This is a genomic window from Rhizobium sp. Root1220, assembly GCF_001426265.1.
Classification (GTDB): domain Bacteria; phylum Pseudomonadota; class Alphaproteobacteria; order Rhizobiales; family Rhizobiaceae; genus Rhizobium.
The window spans coordinates 209,455-226,608 of record NZ_LMDG01000033.1 but is presented as its reverse complement, the minus strand read 5'-3'; the positions used below and the strand labels follow the sequence as shown (position 1 = coordinate 226,608).

Annotated in this window: 18 protein-coding genes; 11 read left to right on the top strand and 7 right to left on the bottom strand. The window is 62.1% G+C overall.

Annotated elements, in window-relative coordinates; genetic code table 11:
* Positions 1-16: 16 nt before the first annotated feature.
* On the top strand, positions 17-658 hold the full coding sequence (locus ASC90_RS20230) for a F0F1 ATP synthase subunit B (RefSeq protein ID WP_056544272.1): 642 nt from the start codon (positions 17-19) through the stop codon (positions 656-658).
* Between the two features lie 3 nt (positions 659-661).
* Positions 662-1,153: a F0F1 ATP synthase subunit B gene (locus ASC90_RS20225; RefSeq protein ID WP_056544269.1), complete on the top strand. Its 492-nt coding sequence runs from the start codon at positions 662-664 to the stop codon at positions 1,151-1,153.
* A 117-nt stretch (positions 1,154-1,270) separates the two neighbouring features.
* Here the strand turns inward: ASC90_RS20225 and ASC90_RS20220 are convergent, their stop codons facing one another.
* Entirely contained in the window at positions 1,271-1,942 is a 672-nt protein-coding gene (locus ASC90_RS20220) for a ribonuclease HII (protein ID WP_056544266.1), read from the bottom strand.
* A 111-nt stretch (positions 1,943-2,053) separates the two neighbouring features.
* On the bottom strand, positions 2,054-3,211 hold the full coding sequence (locus tag ASC90_RS20215) for a PA0069 family radical SAM protein (RefSeq protein ID WP_056544263.1): 1,158 nt from the start codon (positions 3,209-3,211) through the stop codon (positions 2,054-2,056).
* A gap of 138 nt (positions 3,212-3,349) precedes the next feature.
* Between ASC90_RS20215 and ASC90_RS20210 the strand changes: the two genes are divergently transcribed.
* Entirely contained in the window at positions 3,350-3,868 is a 519-nt protein-coding gene (locus tag ASC90_RS20210) for a hypothetical protein (protein WP_056544949.1), read from the top strand.
* Between the two features lie 19 nt (positions 3,869-3,887).
* Here ASC90_RS20210 and moaB read toward each other — a convergent pair whose 3' ends face one another.
* The 4 genes from moaB to ASC90_RS20190 all read right to left on the bottom strand — a co-directional run bounded on the left by moaB (position 3,888) and on the right by ASC90_RS20190 (position 8,312).
* Complete coding sequence (gene moaB / locus ASC90_RS20205; protein WP_056544260.1) at positions 3,888-4,439, bottom strand: molybdenum cofactor biosynthesis protein B; 552 nt, start codon at positions 4,437-4,439, stop codon at positions 3,888-3,890.
* Positions 4,426-5,325, bottom strand: a complete 900-nt coding sequence (locus tag ASC90_RS20200) for a 4-(cytidine 5'-diphospho)-2-C-methyl-D-erythritol kinase (RefSeq protein WP_056544258.1) — start codon at positions 5,323-5,325, stop codon at positions 4,426-4,428. The genes moaB and ASC90_RS20200 overlap by 14 nt, the downstream gene beginning before the upstream one ends.
* Positions 5,326-5,331: 6 nt before the next feature.
* A complete protein-coding gene (locus ASC90_RS20195; protein WP_056544256.1) occupies positions 5,332-7,164 on the bottom strand; it encodes a tetratricopeptide repeat protein in 1,833 nt (610 codons plus the stop codon).
* Between the two features lie 131 nt (positions 7,165-7,295).
* The gene (locus ASC90_RS20190) at positions 7,296-8,312 is read right to left on the bottom strand and encodes a polyprenyl synthetase family protein (protein WP_056544253.1); all 1,017 of its coding nucleotides are present in this window, start codon (positions 8,310-8,312) and stop codon (positions 7,296-7,298) included.
* A 108-nt stretch (positions 8,313-8,420) separates the two neighbouring features.
* On the opposite strand from ASC90_RS20190, the gene ASC90_RS20185 reads away from it, so the two are divergent.
* Together ASC90_RS20185 and ASC90_RS20180 are read left to right on the top strand one after the other, a co-directional pair.
* Entirely contained in the window at positions 8,421-8,648 is a 228-nt protein-coding gene (locus ASC90_RS20185) for a DUF2007 domain-containing protein (RefSeq protein WP_056544250.1), read from the top strand.
* Between the two features lie 8 nt (positions 8,649-8,656).
* A complete protein-coding gene (locus ASC90_RS20180; RefSeq protein ID WP_056544947.1) occupies positions 8,657-9,433 on the top strand; it encodes a methyltransferase in 777 nt (258 codons plus the stop codon).
* Here ASC90_RS20180 and ASC90_RS20175 read toward each other — a convergent pair.
* Complete coding sequence (locus ASC90_RS20175) at positions 9,430-10,770, bottom strand: Nramp family divalent metal transporter (protein ID WP_056544247.1); 1,341 nt, start codon at positions 10,768-10,770, stop codon at positions 9,430-9,432. The two genes, ASC90_RS20180 and ASC90_RS20175, sit on opposite strands and share 4 nt — an antisense overlap.
* 174 nt (positions 10,771-10,944) lie before the next feature.
* Between ASC90_RS20175 and ASC90_RS20170 the strand changes: the two genes are divergently transcribed.
* From ASC90_RS20170 to ASC90_RS20145, 6 genes are all read left to right on the top strand, one after another.
* Positions 10,945-11,805 carry a S49 family peptidase gene (locus ASC90_RS20170; RefSeq protein WP_056544244.1) on the top strand — a complete coding sequence of 287 codons (861 nt, stop codon included), beginning with the start codon at positions 10,945-10,947 and terminating at the stop codon, positions 11,803-11,805.
* Positions 11,806-11,822: 17 nt separating this feature from the next.
* Positions 11,823-12,017: a hypothetical protein gene (locus ASC90_RS20165; protein WP_056544239.1), complete on the top strand. Its 195-nt coding sequence runs from the start codon at positions 11,823-11,825 to the stop codon at positions 12,015-12,017.
* 76 nt (positions 12,018-12,093) lie between these two features.
* Positions 12,094-13,053: a glycine--tRNA ligase subunit alpha gene (locus tag ASC90_RS20160; RefSeq protein ID WP_056544237.1), complete on the top strand. Its 960-nt coding sequence runs from the start codon at positions 12,094-12,096 to the stop codon at positions 13,051-13,053.
* A 176-nt stretch (positions 13,054-13,229) separates the two neighbouring features.
* On the top strand, positions 13,230-13,781 hold the full coding sequence (locus ASC90_RS20155) for a LemA family protein (RefSeq protein ID WP_056544235.1): 552 nt from the start codon (positions 13,230-13,232) through the stop codon (positions 13,779-13,781).
* A 94-nt stretch (positions 13,782-13,875) separates the two neighbouring features.
* Positions 13,876-15,135: a 3-phosphoshikimate 1-carboxyvinyltransferase gene (locus tag ASC90_RS20150; RefSeq protein WP_056544944.1), complete on the top strand. Its 1,260-nt coding sequence runs from the start codon at positions 13,876-13,878 to the stop codon at positions 15,133-15,135.
* A gap of 42 nt (positions 15,136-15,177) precedes the next feature.
* Complete coding sequence (locus tag ASC90_RS20145) at positions 15,178-17,115, top strand: DUF2207 domain-containing protein (RefSeq protein ID WP_056544232.1); 1,938 nt, start codon at positions 15,178-15,180, stop codon at positions 17,113-17,115.
* Positions 17,116-17,154: the final 39 nt, after the last annotated feature.

Below are 17,154 nucleotides of genomic sequence, written 5' to 3'. Positions count from 1 at the left end.
ACACCTGGAGGTGAGCATGTTTTTTGTGACCCCGGCTTACGCTGAAGAAGCCCCGGCGGGAACCGCAGAAACTGGTGCAGCGACCGGTACAGACGCGCATGCTGCCCCGGCCGCAGGCGAGGTCCATACCGAGACCGGCGTGCCAGCCGAACACCATGGCGGTGGTGTCTTTCCGCCTTTCGATACGACGACCTTCGCATCGCAGCTCCTGTGGCTGGCGATTTCGTTCGCCGTCTTTTACGTGCTCATGCAAAAGGTCATCGCGCCGCGCATCGGCGGTATTCTCGAGCAGCGTCACAAGCGCATCGAGCAGGACCTCGATGAGGCAAGCCGCCTGAAGGCGGAAGCCGACGCCGACGTTGCCGCTTACGAAGCGGAACTTGCGGAGGCCCGTGCCAAGGCCAATTCGATCGGCTCCGCCGCGCGCGACGCAGCCAAGCTGAAGGCCGAAGCCGACCGCCGGGCGGTCGAGGCAAGCCTTGCCGAAAAGCTCAAGGCGGCTGAAGGCCGTATCGCCGAGATCAAGGCGAAGGCATTTTCGGATGTCGGCACGATCGCCGAGGAAACGGCAACGGCCGTCGTCGAACAACTGATCGGCGGCACTGCTGCCAGGACCGATGTCGCGGCCGCTGTTGCAGCCGCCCAGAAGGAGGCTTGATCGATGGAATTTGCTTTGGACGCAACATTCTTCGCGTTTGTCGGTCTCGTCCTGTTCCTGGCACTGGTCGTCTATCTCAAGGTGCCGGGGATGATGGCCAAGTCGCTTGACCACCGCGCCGACCAGATCCGCAACGAACTGGCAGAGGCAAAGCGCCTGCGCGAGGAAGCCCAGCACTTGCTCGCCGAGTATCAGCGCAAGCGCAAGGAAGCCGAAGCCGACGCAGCGAACATCGTTGCCGCTGCGGAACGCGAAGCCCGGATGCTGACCGATGAGGCCAGGAAGAAGACCGAGGAATTCCTCGTAAACCGCACCGCGGTTTCAGAGCAGAAGATCAAGCAGGCTGAAGCGGATGCGATGAAGGCGGTTCGTTCCGCTGCCGTCGATCTGGCGATCGCTGCCGCCGCAACTGTTCTGCAGAAGACGGCCGATACCAAGGTTCAATCCGAACTCTTCAGCAACGCCGTCGGCCAGGTGAAAAGCCGCCTCAATTAAGTCGCGCAACATGCTTCTGAAAACCCCGCATTGCGGGGTTTTCCTGTTTTTGCGGGTACCCTGGGAGGAGGCAGCTGCCGGCCGCACGGTGGCTGCATCGACTGCCGCCGGCTCCGGCTACTCGCTTCCGACAATCGTCACGCGCTTCAACGGGCGAAAGGTCATCCGGTGCAGCGAACAAGGGCCGTGCTCTTCGATACCGGCGCGATGCTGCGCGGTTCCGTAGCCCACGTGGGCGCCGAAGCCGTAGAGCGGGAAGGTGTGGCCGGCGCGCACCATCATCCGGTCGCGCGTGACCTTGGCGACGATCGATGCGGCTGCGATCGAGACTGAGCGCGCATCGCCTTTGACGACAGCCTGCCCGGGGCATTCGAGCCCAGGCGGCACATCCAGACCGTCGGTCAGCACAAAGCTTGCAGGGATCGCCAATCCGCGGATGGCTCGTCGCATGGCGTCGAGACTGGCCTTGCGAATATCGGTGTCGTCGATGCGCCTGGAACACGACGATGCAATGGAGACGGTGGCCGTCGCCAGGATCTGCACGAATAGCTCTTCGCGCCTCTGGGCCGACAGCTGCTTCGAATCGTTCAGCCCGTCGGGAATGCGTCTGGGATCGAGAATGACGGCAGCGGCAACCACCGGCCCTGCCAACGGCCCCCGCCCGGCTTCATCGGCACCGGCAACCGGCCAATGGCCGGCCTTGCGCGCCTTCAGTTCCAGCCGGAAATCCGGCACCAGGGGCAGGTCTTCAAAAAGCATAGGAGAATCGGGTGGCGTGCGACGTTTCATGCGGCTGAACCTCGCACGCCAACCCGATTTCCTGCAAGTCCCCGGATCAGGGCGGCGGGCCGGGGACTTGAGCGCGGACGGGCAGGGCAGCCATCCGCGTAGGCTGAAACATCAGAGCAGCGACAACTGCACTCCGCTGCCATCCGGCGGAACGAAGAGATCGTCACGCAGGGGCATGCTGCGTCTCGTCATCCCGAGCCGCTTGGTCGCCATTTCGAAACGGCGCGCGATCTGCCAGGCATAAGGGCCCGCGCCCTTCATCCTCTTGCCGAATTCGGCGTCGTAGTCCTTGCCGCCCCGCATGGAGCGCACCAGAGACATTACGTGACGATAGCGATCCGGATAATTCTGCAGCAGCCAATCGCGAAACAGCGGTGAAACCTCAAGCGGCAGGCGCAAGATGACATAGCCGGCCTCCTGTGCGCCAGCAGCATGCGCCGCATCCAGAATTCGCTCCAGTTCGTGATCGTTCAGTGCCGGGATCATCGGCGCGGCCATCACCGAGGTCTGTATACCGGCTTCGGCCAAGCCCCGGATTGCCTCGAGGCGTCGCGACGGGGTCGAGGCACGGGGCTCCATCGTGCGTGCCAGCTTGCGGTCAAGCGTGGTCACCGAGAGTGACACACGCACGAGGTTCTTTTCGGCCATCTCTCTCAGGATATCGACATCCCTGAGGATAAGCGCCGATTTGGTCACGATCGAAACGGGGTGGTTCGCCTTGTTCAGGACTTCGAGAATCTGCCGCATGACGCGCCATTCCCTCTCGATAGGCTGATAGGGATCCGTGTTGGTTCCGATCGCGATGACACGCGGCTTGTATCCGGGCTTTGCCAGTTCGCGCTCGAGAAGCCTGGCGGCGTCCGGCTTGGCGAAGAGCTTCGCCTCGAAGTCGAGCCCGGCGGAGAGACCCATGTAAGCGTGCGAGGGCCGCGCAAAGCAGTAAATGCAGCCATGCTCGCACCCGCGATATGGATTGATCGAACGGTCGAACGGAATATCCGGCGACTCGTTGCGCGTGATCACCGTCCTTGGCTTCTCGATCTGTACCTCGGTCTTGAACGGCGGCAGTTCCTCGAGCGTCTGCCAGCCGTCATCGACGATCTCGCGACGAAGAGGTTCGAAGCGTCCGCCTGGGTTAAGGCCGGCGGCCCGGCCGCGGCGACGGTCGATCTCGATCCGCAGACCGGAGGAAACCATCATCGCGTCGGCAATATCTGCCGTATTGGCAGGCGCAAATGCGGCCTGCCCTGCAAGGGACTGTTCGTTCATCGGATTCTCCGCCGACGAAAGCTTTTGCTTCCATCCGTTCTGGTGATTAAATTCCTATCGGCAAAACAAGAACAATGCAAGAACAAAATCCGCAAAGTGGTGCTGGCAATAATTTGTGCGCTGCTCTATGAATGGGCAATGTTGACTGTCGTACTCGAATGCCAGGATCAGGAACCGGAACTGGCACAGACGTTATCGGTGTTGGTTGCAGGCGCGGTGGAAGGGCTTGTCAGCGACGTGGTGGTGCTTGACCACGGCTCGCGCGATGGTACGTCAAGCGTGGCCGACGCGGCCGGTTGCCGGTTCCATTCGCAATGGGACATCGGAGAGATATTGCGGTCGGCGCGGGGGGAGTGGCTGCTGTTCGTGGAGCCCGGTGCGCGGCCGCAGTCCGGCTGGATCGACGAGATTGCCGAATATGTTTCCCTGAACAAGGTGCCGGCCCGTTTCACGGCTTCGCGCGCATACCGCAGACCGTTTTTACGGCGTTTCGGCCGCCCGTCGCCGCCGCTGGAACTCGGACTTCTCCTGCCGAAGAGTCAGGCGGTTGCGGCCGCCAGAAGTGGAATGCGCCTCGCCGAATTCGTCAAGGGGCAGAAGCTGCGCAAGCTTTCCAGCGAGCTCATTCCCTCCTGGGTCGCGCGCGCCGCCCGCTAGGACCACTGCAGGGCGGAGACTATTTCGCCCCGCCTCGCTTCAGGTGTTCGTCGAGGCGCGGCATGATTTCGACGAAATTGCAGGGCATATGGCGATAGTCGAGCTGCGATTTCAAAATGCCGTCCCAGGCATCCTTGCAGGCACCGGGCGAGCCCGGCAGCGCAAAGATGAAGGTCGCATTGGCAACGCCTGCGGTGGCCCGCGACTGGATCGTCGATGTGCCGATCTTGTCGTAGGAAATCCGGTGGAACACCTCCGAGAATCCGTCCATCCTCTTTTCGAATATCGGTTCCAGCGCTTCCGGTGTCACGTCGCGACCGGTAAAGCCGGTCCCACCGGTGGTGATGATCACGTCGATATCGGCCCGTTCGGTCCAGCCTCGCACCTGCGCCGCAATGGCCAGCTTTTCGTCGGGCACGATCGCCCGCTCGACGAGCCTGTGCCCGGCATCGGCGATCCGTGCCACGAGGGTGTCGCCGGAACGGTCGTCCGCGGGCGTGCGCGTGTCGGAGACGGTTAGAACGGCAATGCCGACCGGAATAAAGGGACGCGCTTCGTCAAGCCCTGCCATCATGCCCTCCGCCAACCGTTTCCGTCGCTTGGAAATACCAGTCCGGGCGAAGGCTGTGAAGCGCCTTTGCCGCCGCCTCCGCTGCGGCAAATGTCTCGAAGATGCCGAAGCAGGTGGCGCCGGAGCCCGACATGCGGACAAACGAGGCGCCATGACCTGCGAGCATGTCCGAGATCTCGCCGATTTCAGGCAGAAGTGTTCTAGCCGGAGGTTCCAGGTCGTTGCGCATCACGCGCATGGCGGCGAGCCACGGCTCTCGCCGCGCCAATGTGAGCGGCGGATTGGTCTTTGTTGTGAGTCTTCGGAAGACCTCAGGCGTGGAAACGCCCTTCAACGGGTTCGCCAGTACCAGCGCCAGGGATGGCATGTCATCGATACGCTCTATGCGCTCGCCGATGCCGCGGGCGACCAACGGCCTGCTCTCGACGCACATCGGTACGTCTGCGCCAAGGCTGAGGGCAATGGCGCCGAGCCTCTCAGGGGGCATTGGTACGTTCCATAGCCGTATCAGGCCGCGTAGGGCTGCCGCCGCGTCGGCCGAGCCGCCGCCGATGCCGGAGGCGATCGGGAGGTTCTTTTGCAATCGTATGCGAACCGGTGGTGCCGATCCGCCAGCCTGAAGAGTGGCATCCCGCAGCAGATCCCGCGCTTTCAGCACAAGATTGGTGCCTGTGTCCGCGGTCAGCGCGCCGCCGAAGCGGCCGGAGATGACGAACTCGTCCGCAGACGATGTGGCAAATTCCAGCTTGTCGCCGTGCCGGGCGAAAGTCACCAGCGTATCGAGCAGGTGATAACCATCGCTTCTCTGGCCCGTCACATGCAGGGCCAGATTGATTTTTGCGAGGGCATCCTCGGTGATGACCATGCCATCGCCCATGCTAGGCATCTGCGATCAGGATTTCTTGTCCGCGGGCTTCGGCGCGATAGGGGCCGGATCGGGCTGCTTCTTGTCCGCCGCCTTGGATGTGTCGCCGGTCTGCGGCAGGCCGTTGGCGATCTTGTCCTTGATCTTCGGTATCTCGGCCGCTTCCGGCTCGGAGCTGAGGGCGCGGTTCCACTGATAGACGGCCTCGAGCTTGCGGCCGACGCGCCAATACGCATCGCCGAGGTGATCGTTGATCGTTGCGTCCCCGGCCTTGATCTGCGCCGCCTTCTCCAGCTCTTCGACCGCATCGTCGAAACGGTTCAGTCGGAAGTAGGCCCAGCCAAGCGAATCGATGATGTAGCCGTCGTCGGGGCGTAGATCGACGGCCTTCTTGATCATCCCCAACCCTTCGTCGAGGTTGCGGTTCATGTCGATCCAGGAATAGCCGAGATAGTTCAGCACCTGCGGCTGGTTGGGGTTGAGATCCAGAGCCTTGCGGAAGTTCGGCTCGGCCTGATCCCACTTCTTCAGCCGCTCATAGGCGATGCCGCGCTGGAAGAAGACGGTCCATGCGCCCTTGCCCGGCAGTGGCCCGATCACCTCGACGGCCTTGTCGTAATTATCGGCCATCGCCGCATAGTCCTTGGCATCCGACAGGACGCTGCCATAGGCAAGATAGCTGCGGACATCCTTCGGATCGGAGGCGATCAGATCCTGCAGGTGCTTGCGGGCTTCGTCGACCTTTCCGCTTTGGGCAAGAGCCAGACCAAGCTGCAGCTCGGAAATGCGGCTCATCGGCGAGGTTTCGGGCACCTGCTTGTAGAAGGCGATGGCGCGGTCCATCTGCTCCTGCTTCTCGGCAAGGCCGCCGAGCAGCACCAGCATGTCGGCGCTGTCGGGATCAAGCGCCTTGGCGGTCTGCAGGTACAGCGAAACGATGTCTTCGGCGCCGTCGCGGTTCAGCGCGCCGCCGATCGAGAAGAGCACGCCGGCAGCACCCTGCTTGGCGGTCTGGACCTGCTGCTCCTGCTTCTCGCCCTTTTCGATGCTCTGGCGCAGCGCGTTGAGCGGTGCATAGTTCGGCAACAGATTGTCACCGACCGAGACCGCATCGAGTGCCTTCTGCTTGTTGCCCTGGGAGGCCTCCAGCCGCGCAAGCGCCATCACGGCGCGCATGAAGGTATCGGGAGCGGTGGCGCCGCCATCCTTGTCGAGCACGGCGTCGTTGAGGTTCTGGCGGGCCGACCTCACGTCGCCGTTGACGATGGCAATCACCCCGGCGTTGTAGGACTTGAAGATGCGGACCCAATCCGGTCCCTTCATCTTCTGGACCATTGCAAGCGCTTCCTTGCCGTGGCCGGCACCGAGGCGTGCCCAGGCGGCAAGCAGATCGTTCATCATGCGGTCGAGATCATTCGGCCCCGTGTATTTCAGGGTCGCCTGCGCCGTCTTGTATTCGCCGCGCCGAACCGCATCCATGGCGCGAACAACAGTGGTGATGCGTTCTACGCTAGGATCACCCTTCAGGTCGTTGGCATACTTCACGCCATCCTTGATGTCGCCATTCAGCAAGAGCGAGATCATCAGCCGCTGGCGGATCTCCGGGTTGCCGGGCTCGATCTGCAGCGCCTTCTTGTAAAGTTCTATGGCGGTTTCATAGTCGTGATCGACATCGGCGGTCCTCGCCGCGAGGAAGGCACCCGCGAAGCTCGTCACGCTGTCCGGATCGAAGATCACGGCCGCTGCGGCGTCATCTTTCTTGGCCGCGTCTTCGGCGTGTACGCCATCGAGCGTGCCGACAGACAAAACCGCTGCCAGGGCTGCGCTCGAAAGAAGACGTATGGCAAGTTTCAGCCGCATTAGAAAACCTTTCTTACGGAGCAACCGGCCTCGCCCGGCTGCAAAATCAGTTGTATTGACTGGTTCACAGCAGGATGGCTTTTTTGAAGCGGTCCTGCAAGAAATTCAGCCCCGCGATCGATGACAGCCGTTTAGTTGACGCGCTCGATGCAGAAGTCGATGACTTCCATCATTGCGGACTTCCAGGCCGTGTCCGGAAGCGGAGCGAGCGCATCGCGTGCGATCGTACCGTAATGGACCGCACGGGAAATCGTGTCGTTCAGCGTGCCGTATCTGGTGATAAGGCCCAGTGCCTTCTCGAGGTTCTGGTCGCTGCTGTTGCCGCCTTCGATGGCATCGCGCCAGAAAGCGCGTTCATCTTCGGTGCCCCGGCGATAGGCAAGGATCACCGGAAGGGTAATCTTGCCCTCGCGGAAGTCATCGCCGACGTTCTTGCCGAGATCGGCGGCCTTGCCGCCATAATCCAGCACGTCGTCGACAAGCTGGAAGGCAAGACCGAGGTTCATGCCATAGGATTTCATCGCGTTGCGGCCGGACTTACCGGCATCTGCCACGATCGGGCCGACCTCGGCGGCGGCGGCAAACAGTGCTGCCGTCTTGGCGCGGATGACGGCGAGATAGTCATCTTCCGTCGTTTCCATGTTCTTGGCGACCGAAAGCTGCAGTACTTCGCCCTCGGCGATGACGCAGGCGGCAGACGAAAGAACGTCGAGCGCATCCAGCGAGCCGACATCGACCATCATGCGGAAGGCCTGGCCAAGCAGGAAGTCCCCGACCAGAACGCTCGCCTGGTTGCCCCAGATCATGCGAGCGGTCGACCTGCCACGACGAAGGTCGCTTTCATCCACAACGTCGTCGTGCAGCAGCGTTGCCGTGTGCATGAATTCGACGGATGTCGCGAGCTTGATGTGATTTTCGCCCCTGTAGCCGAACAGCGCGGCGGAGGCGAGCGTCAGCATAGGTCGCAGGCGCTTGCCGCCCGACGAAATAAGGTGGTTGGCAACCTCGGGAATCATCTGGACGTCGGAACCGGCTTTGGAAAGGATAAGCTGGTTGACCCGCTCCATGTCCGCTCTGGTCAAATCCACCAGCGGCTTGACGGATGCCAGTTTGTTTTTGCTTTCTTCAAGCGGTATGACCACGCCCAACGACCCGGACTCCTGTTCAATCTTTGAGTTCGACAATAGAAAGGGGCGATGGAGGCGGCAAGGGGTGAATTGCCGCGTCGCGCAAATTTGAAAGGGATTTCTCGGCAAATGCATGAACTTATTCGCGCCAACGATCCAGTCTTGCTCTCCTTTGCCGAGAGCCTGATGAAGGATGCCGGCATTCATTGCTTCATCGCCGATCAGGGCATGAGCATTCTGGAGGGGTCGCTCGGCATGTTACCGCGCCGTCTTCTGGTCGACGAGGACCGTGCCGATGAGGCGCGACGCATCCTGATCGATGCCGGGCTCGGCGACGAGCTGCGCACTCCGAAGTGATCGGCGCGATGACAGCTGCCGTTGCCGAAACGATCGACGCCTTTCACCGGGGTCTCTTCTATGTCGTGCAGCCGAAGGGCAGGGGACACCGCTCCGGCATGGACGCCATGCTGCTTTCGGCGCTGGTGGATGACGACCGTCCGATCAGGGTGGCCGATCTCGGCGCTGGCGCCGGCGCTGCCGGCCTCGCTGTCGCATCGCGGTTGCCCGCGGCCGAAGTGGTGCTTTTCGAGCGGTCGCAGGAAATGGCAGGCTATGCGCGCCGCAGTGTCCTGTTGCCGGAAAATGATCGAATGGCAGCGCGCGTCACGGTGGTAGAGGCGGACGTCACCTTGAAGGCCAGGCTGCGCAAGGACGCCGGCCTTGTCGATGAGAGTTTTCATCACGTCATCATGAACCCGCCGTTTAACGATGCGGGCGACCGACGTACGCCGGACGCGCTGAAGGCAGAGGCGCATGCGATGACGGAGGGGTTGTTCGAAAGCTGGGTGCGCACGGCCGGTGCGATCATGATCCCCGGCGGGCAGCTCTCTCTGATCGCGAGACCGGAGTCGATTGCCGAAATCATCGACGCCTGCGGCAGGCGTTTCGGAGGCATCGAAGTAACGGCAATCCATCCTCGAGATGGCGAGAATGCCGTGCGCGTCCTGGTGACGGCGGTAAAGGGGTCGCGCGCGCGGCTTTCGCTACGCGCGCCACTCGTCATGCACGAAGAAGGTACGCATAAATTTTCCTCCCTCGTGGATGATCTCAACAACGGCAGAGCCGCCTACGCCCGCCGCTAGCCAGTCACGAAATCGAACAGAAGCTTTATATTCAAGCCGGCAATCAGGACCGCAATGAGGTAGGCGATGCCGCTCAGCCAGCGCGGGGCCACGAGTTCGCCCATCTTGGCCTTGCTAGCGGTAAACATCACCAGCGGAAAGACGGCGAAGGAAAGCTGCAGGCTGAGCACCACCTGTGTCAGGATCAGTAGCTCCGCGGTACCGGCATCGCCATACCAGATGGTAACGATGGCAGCGGGTATGATGGCGATCGCCCGGGTGATCAACCGCCGAACCCATGGCTGCAGCCTTATCTTGAGGAAGCCTTCCATGACGATCTGGCCGGCAAGCGTCGCCGTCACCGTCGAGTTCAATCCACAGCAGAGAAGTGCGATGCCGAACAGCGTCGGTGCAATTGCCAGGCCGAGCAGGGGGGCAAGCAGCGAGGAAGCTTCGCCCAGTTCGACGACGTCGGTCTTGCCGTTCGCATGGAAAGCCGCTGCCGCAAGGATCAGGATCGAGGCGTTGATGAGCAGTGCAAAGCACAGCGCAACCGTCGAGTCGATCGTTGCGAAGGTCAGCGCCTCACGCTTCTCCGGCACGGTGTGGCCGTAAGCACGCGTCTGGACGATGCCGGAATGCAGGTAGAGATTGTGCGGCATGACGGTCGCCCCGAGAATGCCGAGCGCGAGGTAGAGCATTTCCGGGTTCGAGACGATTTCCGTCGTCGGGAAGAACCCGCGAATGACGGCGCCCCACTCCGGATCTGCGAGGAAGATCTGGACGCCAAAGCAGACGGCGATGATGCCGAGCAGGGCAATCACGAAGGCTTCCACCCAGCGGAACCCGATCTTCTGCAGATAGAGAATGAGAAAAACATCCAATGCGGTGATCAGCACGCCGAGTTCCAGCGGGATCCCGAAGAGCAGGTTGAGGCCGATTGCCGTACCGATAACCTCGGCGATATCGGTGGCGATGATGGCGATCTCGGCGAAAGCCCAGAGCGGCACCGATACATATTTCGGGAACGCGTCGCGGCAGGCCTGCGCCAGATCGCGGCCCGAGGCGATGGCAAGGCGCGCGCAAAGCGATTGCAGCACGATCGCCATCAGATTGGAAAGCAGCGCCACCGTCAGTAGCGCGTAGCCGAACTTCGAGCCGCCCGCGAGTGACGTTGCCCAGTTGCCGGGATCCATGTAGCCGACAGCCACCATGTAGCCGGGACCGACAAAAGCCGCGATGCGGCGCCAGCGCGTTCCATGTTTTTGCGTTTGAACCGAGCGATAGACATCGGAGAGCGACGCTTCCTCGCGCTCATGCCGCCAGCCCGCCCTTGCCTTAGGGTTCACAATGTCCATGCAGTATCCACCTGTTTCATCAATAGGCGCAGTATGGCCGATTAGAATGATAATGCAAGTCATTCGCAACAAGTAATTGCGAACGTCGATGTTTTGAGCCGGGGGCCATTGCGTTTGCTGCTGCGTTGCATACATGGGATTGACGTTCGCTGCAGCCTATACGAAGGATTGGTAATGGCCGGATTTCTGAGAAAACTGATGCCCAAGCGCTTTCGCAAGGAGGGCATCGTCATCCCGGTCGTGCGGCTGCAAGGCGCCATCATGAGCGGGGGCAGCCAGTTCCGGCCGGCGCTGAACCTTGCATCAACGGCGCAGGTTCTCGAAAAGGCTTTCGGCTTCAAGGAAGCGCCCGCCGTCGCGATCTCGATCAATTCCCCGGGTGGATCGCCGGTCCAGTCCCGCCTGATCTTCACCCGCATTCGCGAGCTGGCGCGCGAGAAGCAGAAGAAGGTTCTCGTCTTCGTCGAGGATGTCGCAGCCTCCGGCGGCTATATGATTGCGCTGGCCGGCGATGAGATCATCGCCGATCCCACCTCGATCGTCGGCTCGATCGGTGTCGTTTCCGGCGGTTTCGGGTTCCCCGAGCTTCTGAAGAAGATCGGTGTCGAGCGGCGTGTCTATACCGCCGGCGAGAACAAGGTGATCCTCGACCCTTTCCAGCCGGAGAAGGAAAAGGACATAGAGTATCTGAAGACCCTGCAGCTGGAGATTCATCAGGTCTTCATTTCCATGGTTCGTGAACGGCGTGCCGGGAAGCTGAAGGATGACAAGGCGGTCTTCTCGGGCCTCTTCTGGACCGGCACGCGCGGACTGGAGCTCGGCCTGATCGATGGCCTCGGCGATATGCGCCAGGAATTGAAGCGCCGTTACGGCACGAAGACCAAGCTTGCGCTGGTGACGCCGGCCCGTGGGCTTTTCGGACGCCGCATTCCCGGCGTATCGTCGGCGTCTCTCGATGGCGTCGCATCCGGCTTTGCAGCGGGACTTGTGGAGACCGCCGAAGAAAAGGCATTGTGGAGCCGATACGGTCTTTGAGGGGGTGAACTGGCGACATGCCACAGCTTATCATCATAATCTTGCTGGTGGCCGGCGCCTGGCTTCTCTATCGCCGCTTCGTCGCCGACGCCAAGCGGCTCGCGGAAAAATCCCGCCGCGCCCAGAAGGAGCGGCAGACCGGGGCGATCGGCACTCTGGTCAAGGACCCGGTGACCGGCGAATACCACCTGAAGAAGGACGAGGACGAGTAGCCGCAAAAGCCTTGACCCGTCGGGTTGGCCGTGGCACCTGTCCGCGCACAATTTGTACGAATTCGGAAGCCGTTCGATGTCCGCAGCCGCCATACCCGACCACATGAACCCGAAGCGCTCCTTCCAGGCGCTGATCCTGACGCTTCACAGCTATTGGGCGGACAAGGGTTGCGCGGTGCTGCAGCCTTACGACATGGAAGTCGGCGCCGGGACGTTCCACCCGGCGACAACGCTGCGGGCGCTTGGCCCCAAGCCGTGGAAGGCCGCCTACGTGCAGCCCTCGCGCCGCCCGTCGGATGGCCGCTATGGCGAGAACCCGAACCGTTTGCAGCATTATTACCAGTATCAGGTCATCCTGAAGCCGAACCCGCCGAACCTGCAGGAGCTCTATCTCGGTTCGCTGGCCGCGATTGGCCTCGATCCGCTGCTGCACGACATCCGCTTCGTCGAGGACGACTGGGAAAGCCCGACGCTGGGTGCCTGGGGGCTGGGCTGGGAATGCTGGTGCGACGGCATGGAAGTCTCGCAGTTCACCTATTTTCAACAGGTCTGCGGCCTCGAATGCTCGCCAGTCGCCGGCGAGCTGACCTATGGCCTCGAGCGTTTGGCCATGTACGTCCAGGGCGTCGACAACGTCTACGACCTGAATTTCAACGGTCGCGAAGGCGACGAGAAGATCAGCTATGGCGATGTATTCCTGCAGGCCGAGCAGGAATACTCCCGCCACAATTTCGAATTTGCCAACACCGAGATGCTGCATCGCCACTTCATCGACGCCGAGAAGGAATGCCAGGCGCTGCTCGCGGCCGGCGCGCCGGGTGACAGCGATAATCAAAAGCTGCACAAGTGCGTCTTCCCTGCTTACGATCAGTGCATCAAGGCCAGCCACGTCTTCAATCTGCTCGACGCCCGCGGTGTGATCTCGGTCACCGAGCGGCAGAGCTATATTCTGCGGGTACGCACGCTTGCCAAGGCCTGCGGCGAAGCCTTCCTGCTGACGGATGCCGGTGGTGCGAACCTCGCCAATGCGGCCTGACCGCCTGCCGTAGCCGCCCCTGCGAGGCCAAGGTGGTCTGCCTTTCCCGCTAGATGCTGCGGCGTTCGGCGCCAAGAAAACCGCTTCGGAAGTTCTCGTCCGCCTCTAAGTTTGACGCTAACCTTGAAACCTGCGTAGTCTCCGCCGCAACTCTATTTCGTTGCGGGGGATTCGCGATGTTCACTGTTCTTGGCGTCATCGTCCTGATCGCGCTTTATGCTGTTTTCATCTATAACGGCCTCGTTCGCGCCCGCCAGATGGCCGAGGAAGCCTGGTCCGGCATCGACGTGCAGCTGAAGCGCCGCGCCGATCTGATCCCCAATCTGATCGAGACCGTGAAGGGCTACGCGACCCACGAAAAGACAACACTCGAAGAGGTCGTGGCGCTGCGCAACAAGGCGCAGTCGGTTCCGGCGGGCGATGTCGCCGGACGTGCGCAAGCGGAAGGCCTGCTCGGTGCCGCGCTCGGCCGTGTGCTGGCGCTTGCCGAAGCCTACCCGGACCTGAAGGCCAACGAGAACTTCCGCGAATTGCAGACCTCGCTCGAAACGATGGAAAGCGAGATCCAGATGGCGCGGCGCTACTACAACGGAGCCGCCCGCGATCTCAACGTCAAGGTCGAAAGCTTCCCGTCCAATCTGGTTGCCAACCAGTTCGGCTTCCAGAAGCGCGAGTATTTCGAGATCACCAACGAGGCCGACCGCGCCGTTCCGGCGGTAAAGTTCTGATATCCGGCATTTGCCTTTGCGCAAAAACTGCTATGAGCAGGGAAAGATCGCGGCCGGAAACGGCTCTCGCGCAATTGACGGAAAAGACAAGGCAATGGGTAAAGACAAGCTCACCATCATCCCGCCGGGCAAGCCGCTTTCGGGGCGGGCCGTTCCTCCCGGCTCGAAGTCGATCACCAACCGCGCCCTGCTGCTTGCCGGCCTCGCCAAGGGCACCAGCCGCCTGACCGGGGCGCTGAAGAGCGACGACACGCGCTATATGGCCGACGCGCTGCGCGCCATGGGTGTGACGGTGGATGAGCCGGATGCGACCACCTTCGTCGTCACCAGCTCGGGCGAACTGAAAGCCCCGGCGGCGCCGCTTTTCCTCGGCAATGCCGGTACCGCCACCCGCTTCCTCACCGCGGCGCTGGCGCTGGGTCATGGCCGCTATGTCGTCGACGGTGACGAGCACATGCGCAAGCGGCCGATCAAGCCGCTGGTCGACGCCTTGAAGTCGCTGGGCGTCGCCATCGAGGCGCCGACCGGTTGCCCGCCGGTGACGATCGATGCCACCGGCCGTTTTGACCGCAACAAGGTGGTCATCGATGCCGGCCTCTCCAGCCAGTATGTCTCCGCCCTGCAGATGGCGGCGGCTTGCGGCTCCGAGCCGTTCGAGATCGAGCTTGCCGGCGCCGATATCGGCGCGCGCGGTTATATCGACCTGACGCTTGCCGTCATGCGGGCCTTCGGCGCCAGGGTCACCCAGCCGACGCCGTCCTCCTGGCTGATCGAGCCGACGGGCTATACCGCCACCGATTTCGTTGTCGAGCCGGACGCATCGGCCGCGACCTACCTGTGGGCCGCAGAAGTGCTGACATCGGGCAGGATTGATCTTGGGGTTGCCGCTGGCGACTTCACCCAGCCGGATGCCCGCGCCTACGAGATGATCGCCAGGTTTCCGCACCTGCCGGCCGAAATCGACGGCTCGCAGATGCAGGACGCGGTGCCGACGCTGGCCGTCCTCGCAGCCTTCAACCAGACGCCTGTCCGCTTCGTCGGTATTGCCAACCTGCGCGTCAAGGAGTGCGACCGCATCCGTGCGCTCTCGACAGGCCTGACGCAGATCCGCGCTGACCTGGCGCGGGAGGAGGGCGACGATCTGATCGTCCAGTCCGATCCGTCGGTTGCGGGCCAGCATCTTCCGGCGAGCATCGATACCTTCGCCGATCACCGCATCGCCATGAGCTTCGCGCTGGCCGGACTGAAGATCGAGGGCATCACGATCCTCGATCCGGATTGCGTCGGCAAAACGTTTCCGTCCTATTGGCGTGCGCTCGCGGCGCTTGGTGTCACCTATGCGGACGAGAGCTGAGACTATTTGAGGCGGCCGGGACGCCGCATTCGGGGGAACAGAATGATCCGGCGGTTTCTCGGTCTTTGCCTTGTATTGTGTCTCGTGCTGACGGCAGCCCAGTCGTTTGCGGCGGAAGTCATAAACTCATACGTCTCGGACATATCGCTCGAAAAGAGCGGGGCGATGATCGTGACCGAAACGATCACCGTCAACGCCGAGGGCGATCGCATCAAGCGGGGCATCTTCCGTGATTTCCCGCTGGCACTGACTGACGCCAATGGTCGCCGCATCCGTGTCGATTTCGACCTCCTGTCCGTCAAACGCGATGGCCGCGACGAGCCGTGGCATACCGAATCCATTTCCAATGGCATCCGCATCTACGCTGGATCGCAGGACGTGATGCTGAGCTACGGCCGGCACCAGTATGCCTTCACCTACCGCACAAATCGCCAGATCCGCTACTTCCCCGACCACGACGAACTCTACTGGAACGTCACGGGCAACGGCTGGATCTTTCCGATCCTGTCGGCATCGGCGTCCGTCACTTTGCCCGACGGAGTGAGCGCGACCGACACCAATTTCTTCACAGGTCCGCTGGGCGCCACGGACAAGAATGCCCGCGTCAGCCAAGAGGGTGGTCGGATCGTGTTTGCGACCACGGCGCCTCTCAGCGCCGGCGAGGGACTGACGATCGCTGTGAAGATGCCGAAAGGTTCCATCGATCCGCCCAGCGCCAGTGACGAAAATCGCTGGTGGCTGAGCGACAACCGTGACTATTTCATCGGCTTCGGCGGCCTTGTCCTCGTCTTCCTCTACTACACACGCTCGTGGCTGAAGGTTGGCCGCGATCCGGCCCGCGGCGTCATCGTGCCGCGCTGGGACCCGCCCGAAGGCATTTCTCCGGCCCTGGTGAACTATATCGACAATCGCGGCTTCTCTGGCCAGGGCTGGACGGCGCTGTCGGCAACGGCGCTCAATCTGGCGGTACGCGGCTTCGTCGTGCTCGAAGATCTGAAGCAGTCGATCGTCATTCGCCGGACGGATAAACCCACGGCGAAGGAAAAACTCGAGGCCGGTGAAGCCAGTCTGCTGAACGCCGTGGGCAGGGGCTCGCTGACGATCGACAAGGCGAACGGCCAGCGCGTCAAATCCGTGGGTGAGGGCTTCCGCTCCGCCATTGAGCGCGAGCATCGCGGCAAGTACTACAACGCCAATACCGGTTATACGACCGGAGGAATCGCGCTCAGCGTGGCGTCACTGATTGCGCTCTTCGTCTTCGGCTCCCTAGAGCCGCAAACGATCGTACTGATGATCATCCCGATCGTCGTATCGGTCTTCCTGTCCGTGTTCATCGCGGGGTTCGCCAAATCGTTTCGTCCCGGCAAGTCGCTCGGCGGCAAGATCGTCGCAGTTATTGCAATCGCCGTCGTCGCCTTCATCGGCTTCAGCATCCTGTCGACCCTGTTGCTTGCCCTGTTCTCCGAACTGATGGAGTTCCACGAGACGCCGATGCTCTTTGCCGTCGGCGGCATCGTGCTGCTCAACATGCTTTATGTCTTCATCATGGGTGCGCCGACGCCACTGGGCTCGAAGATGATGGATGGCATCGACGGCCTGCGCCAGTATCTGACCCTTGCCGAGAAGGACCGGATGAACATGGCCGGCGCGCCCGAGATGTCGCCGCAGCATTTCGAGAAGCTGCTGCCCTATGCGGTGGCGCTCGGCGTCGAGAAACCATGGTCGCGGACGTTTGAAACATGGCTGGCCGCAGCCGCGACCGGCGTCGCTGCGGCTTATGCACCAAGCTGGTACTCGGGCAATTTCAGCAGCGGTCATTTCTCCGATCGGATCGGCGGCTTCTCGTCATCGATGGCGTCGACCATCGCCTCTACGCTTCCGAGCCCGCCGCCAAGCTCGTCGTCAGGCTTTTCGGGTGGCGGCGGCGGTGGGGGCTCATCCGGAGGCGGCGGTGGCGGCGGAGGTGGCGGAGGCTGGTAGCCTTCCGGCTTGGCACGGCTGACCTCGGCAAGCATTCTT

Excerpts from the sequence above, each read along its gene's own strand:
- ASC90_RS20230 (WP_056544272.1), top strand. The coding sequence starts at position 17 with ATGTTTTTTGTGACCCCGGCTTACGCTGAAGAAGCCCCGGCGGGAACC.
- ASC90_RS20225 (WP_056544269.1), top strand. The coding sequence starts at position 662 with ATGGAATTTGCTTTGGACGCAACATTCTTCGCGTTTGTCGGTCTCGTC.
- ASC90_RS20220 (WP_056544266.1), bottom strand. The coding sequence starts at position 1,942 with ATGAAACGTCGCACGCCACCCGATTCTCCTATGCTTTTTGAAGACCTG.
- ASC90_RS20215 (WP_056544263.1), bottom strand. The coding sequence starts at position 3,211 with ATGAACGAACAGTCCCTTGCAGGGCAGGCCGCATTTGCGCCTGCCAAT.
- ASC90_RS20210 (WP_056544949.1), top strand. The coding sequence starts at position 3,350 with ATGTTGACTGTCGTACTCGAATGCCAGGATCAGGAACCGGAACTGGCA.
- moaB (WP_056544260.1), bottom strand. The coding sequence starts at position 4,439 with ATGGCAGGGCTTGACGAAGCGCGTCCCTTTATTCCGGTCGGCATTGCC.
- ASC90_RS20200 (WP_056544258.1), bottom strand. The coding sequence starts at position 5,325 with ATGCCTAGCATGGGCGATGGCATGGTCATCACCGAGGATGCCCTCGCA.
- ASC90_RS20195 (WP_056544256.1), bottom strand. The coding sequence starts at position 7,164 with ATGCGGCTGAAACTTGCCATACGTCTTCTTTCGAGCGCAGCCCTGGCA.
- ASC90_RS20185 (WP_056544250.1), top strand. The coding sequence starts at position 8,421 with ATGCATGAACTTATTCGCGCCAACGATCCAGTCTTGCTCTCCTTTGCC.
- ASC90_RS20180 (WP_056544947.1), top strand. The coding sequence starts at position 8,657 with ATGACAGCTGCCGTTGCCGAAACGATCGACGCCTTTCACCGGGGTCTC.
- ASC90_RS20175 (WP_056544247.1), bottom strand. The coding sequence starts at position 10,770 with ATGGACATTGTGAACCCTAAGGCAAGGGCGGGCTGGCGGCATGAGCGC.
- ASC90_RS20170 (WP_056544244.1), top strand. The coding sequence starts at position 10,945 with ATGGCCGGATTTCTGAGAAAACTGATGCCCAAGCGCTTTCGCAAGGAG.
- ASC90_RS20165 (WP_056544239.1), top strand. The coding sequence starts at position 11,823 with ATGCCACAGCTTATCATCATAATCTTGCTGGTGGCCGGCGCCTGGCTT.
- ASC90_RS20160 (WP_056544237.1), top strand. The coding sequence starts at position 12,094 with ATGTCCGCAGCCGCCATACCCGACCACATGAACCCGAAGCGCTCCTTC.
- ASC90_RS20155 (WP_056544235.1), top strand. The coding sequence starts at position 13,230 with ATGTTCACTGTTCTTGGCGTCATCGTCCTGATCGCGCTTTATGCTGTT.
- ASC90_RS20150 (WP_056544944.1), top strand. The coding sequence starts at position 13,876 with ATGGGTAAAGACAAGCTCACCATCATCCCGCCGGGCAAGCCGCTTTCG.
- ASC90_RS20145 (WP_056544232.1), top strand. The coding sequence starts at position 15,178 with ATGATCCGGCGGTTTCTCGGTCTTTGCCTTGTATTGTGTCTCGTGCTG.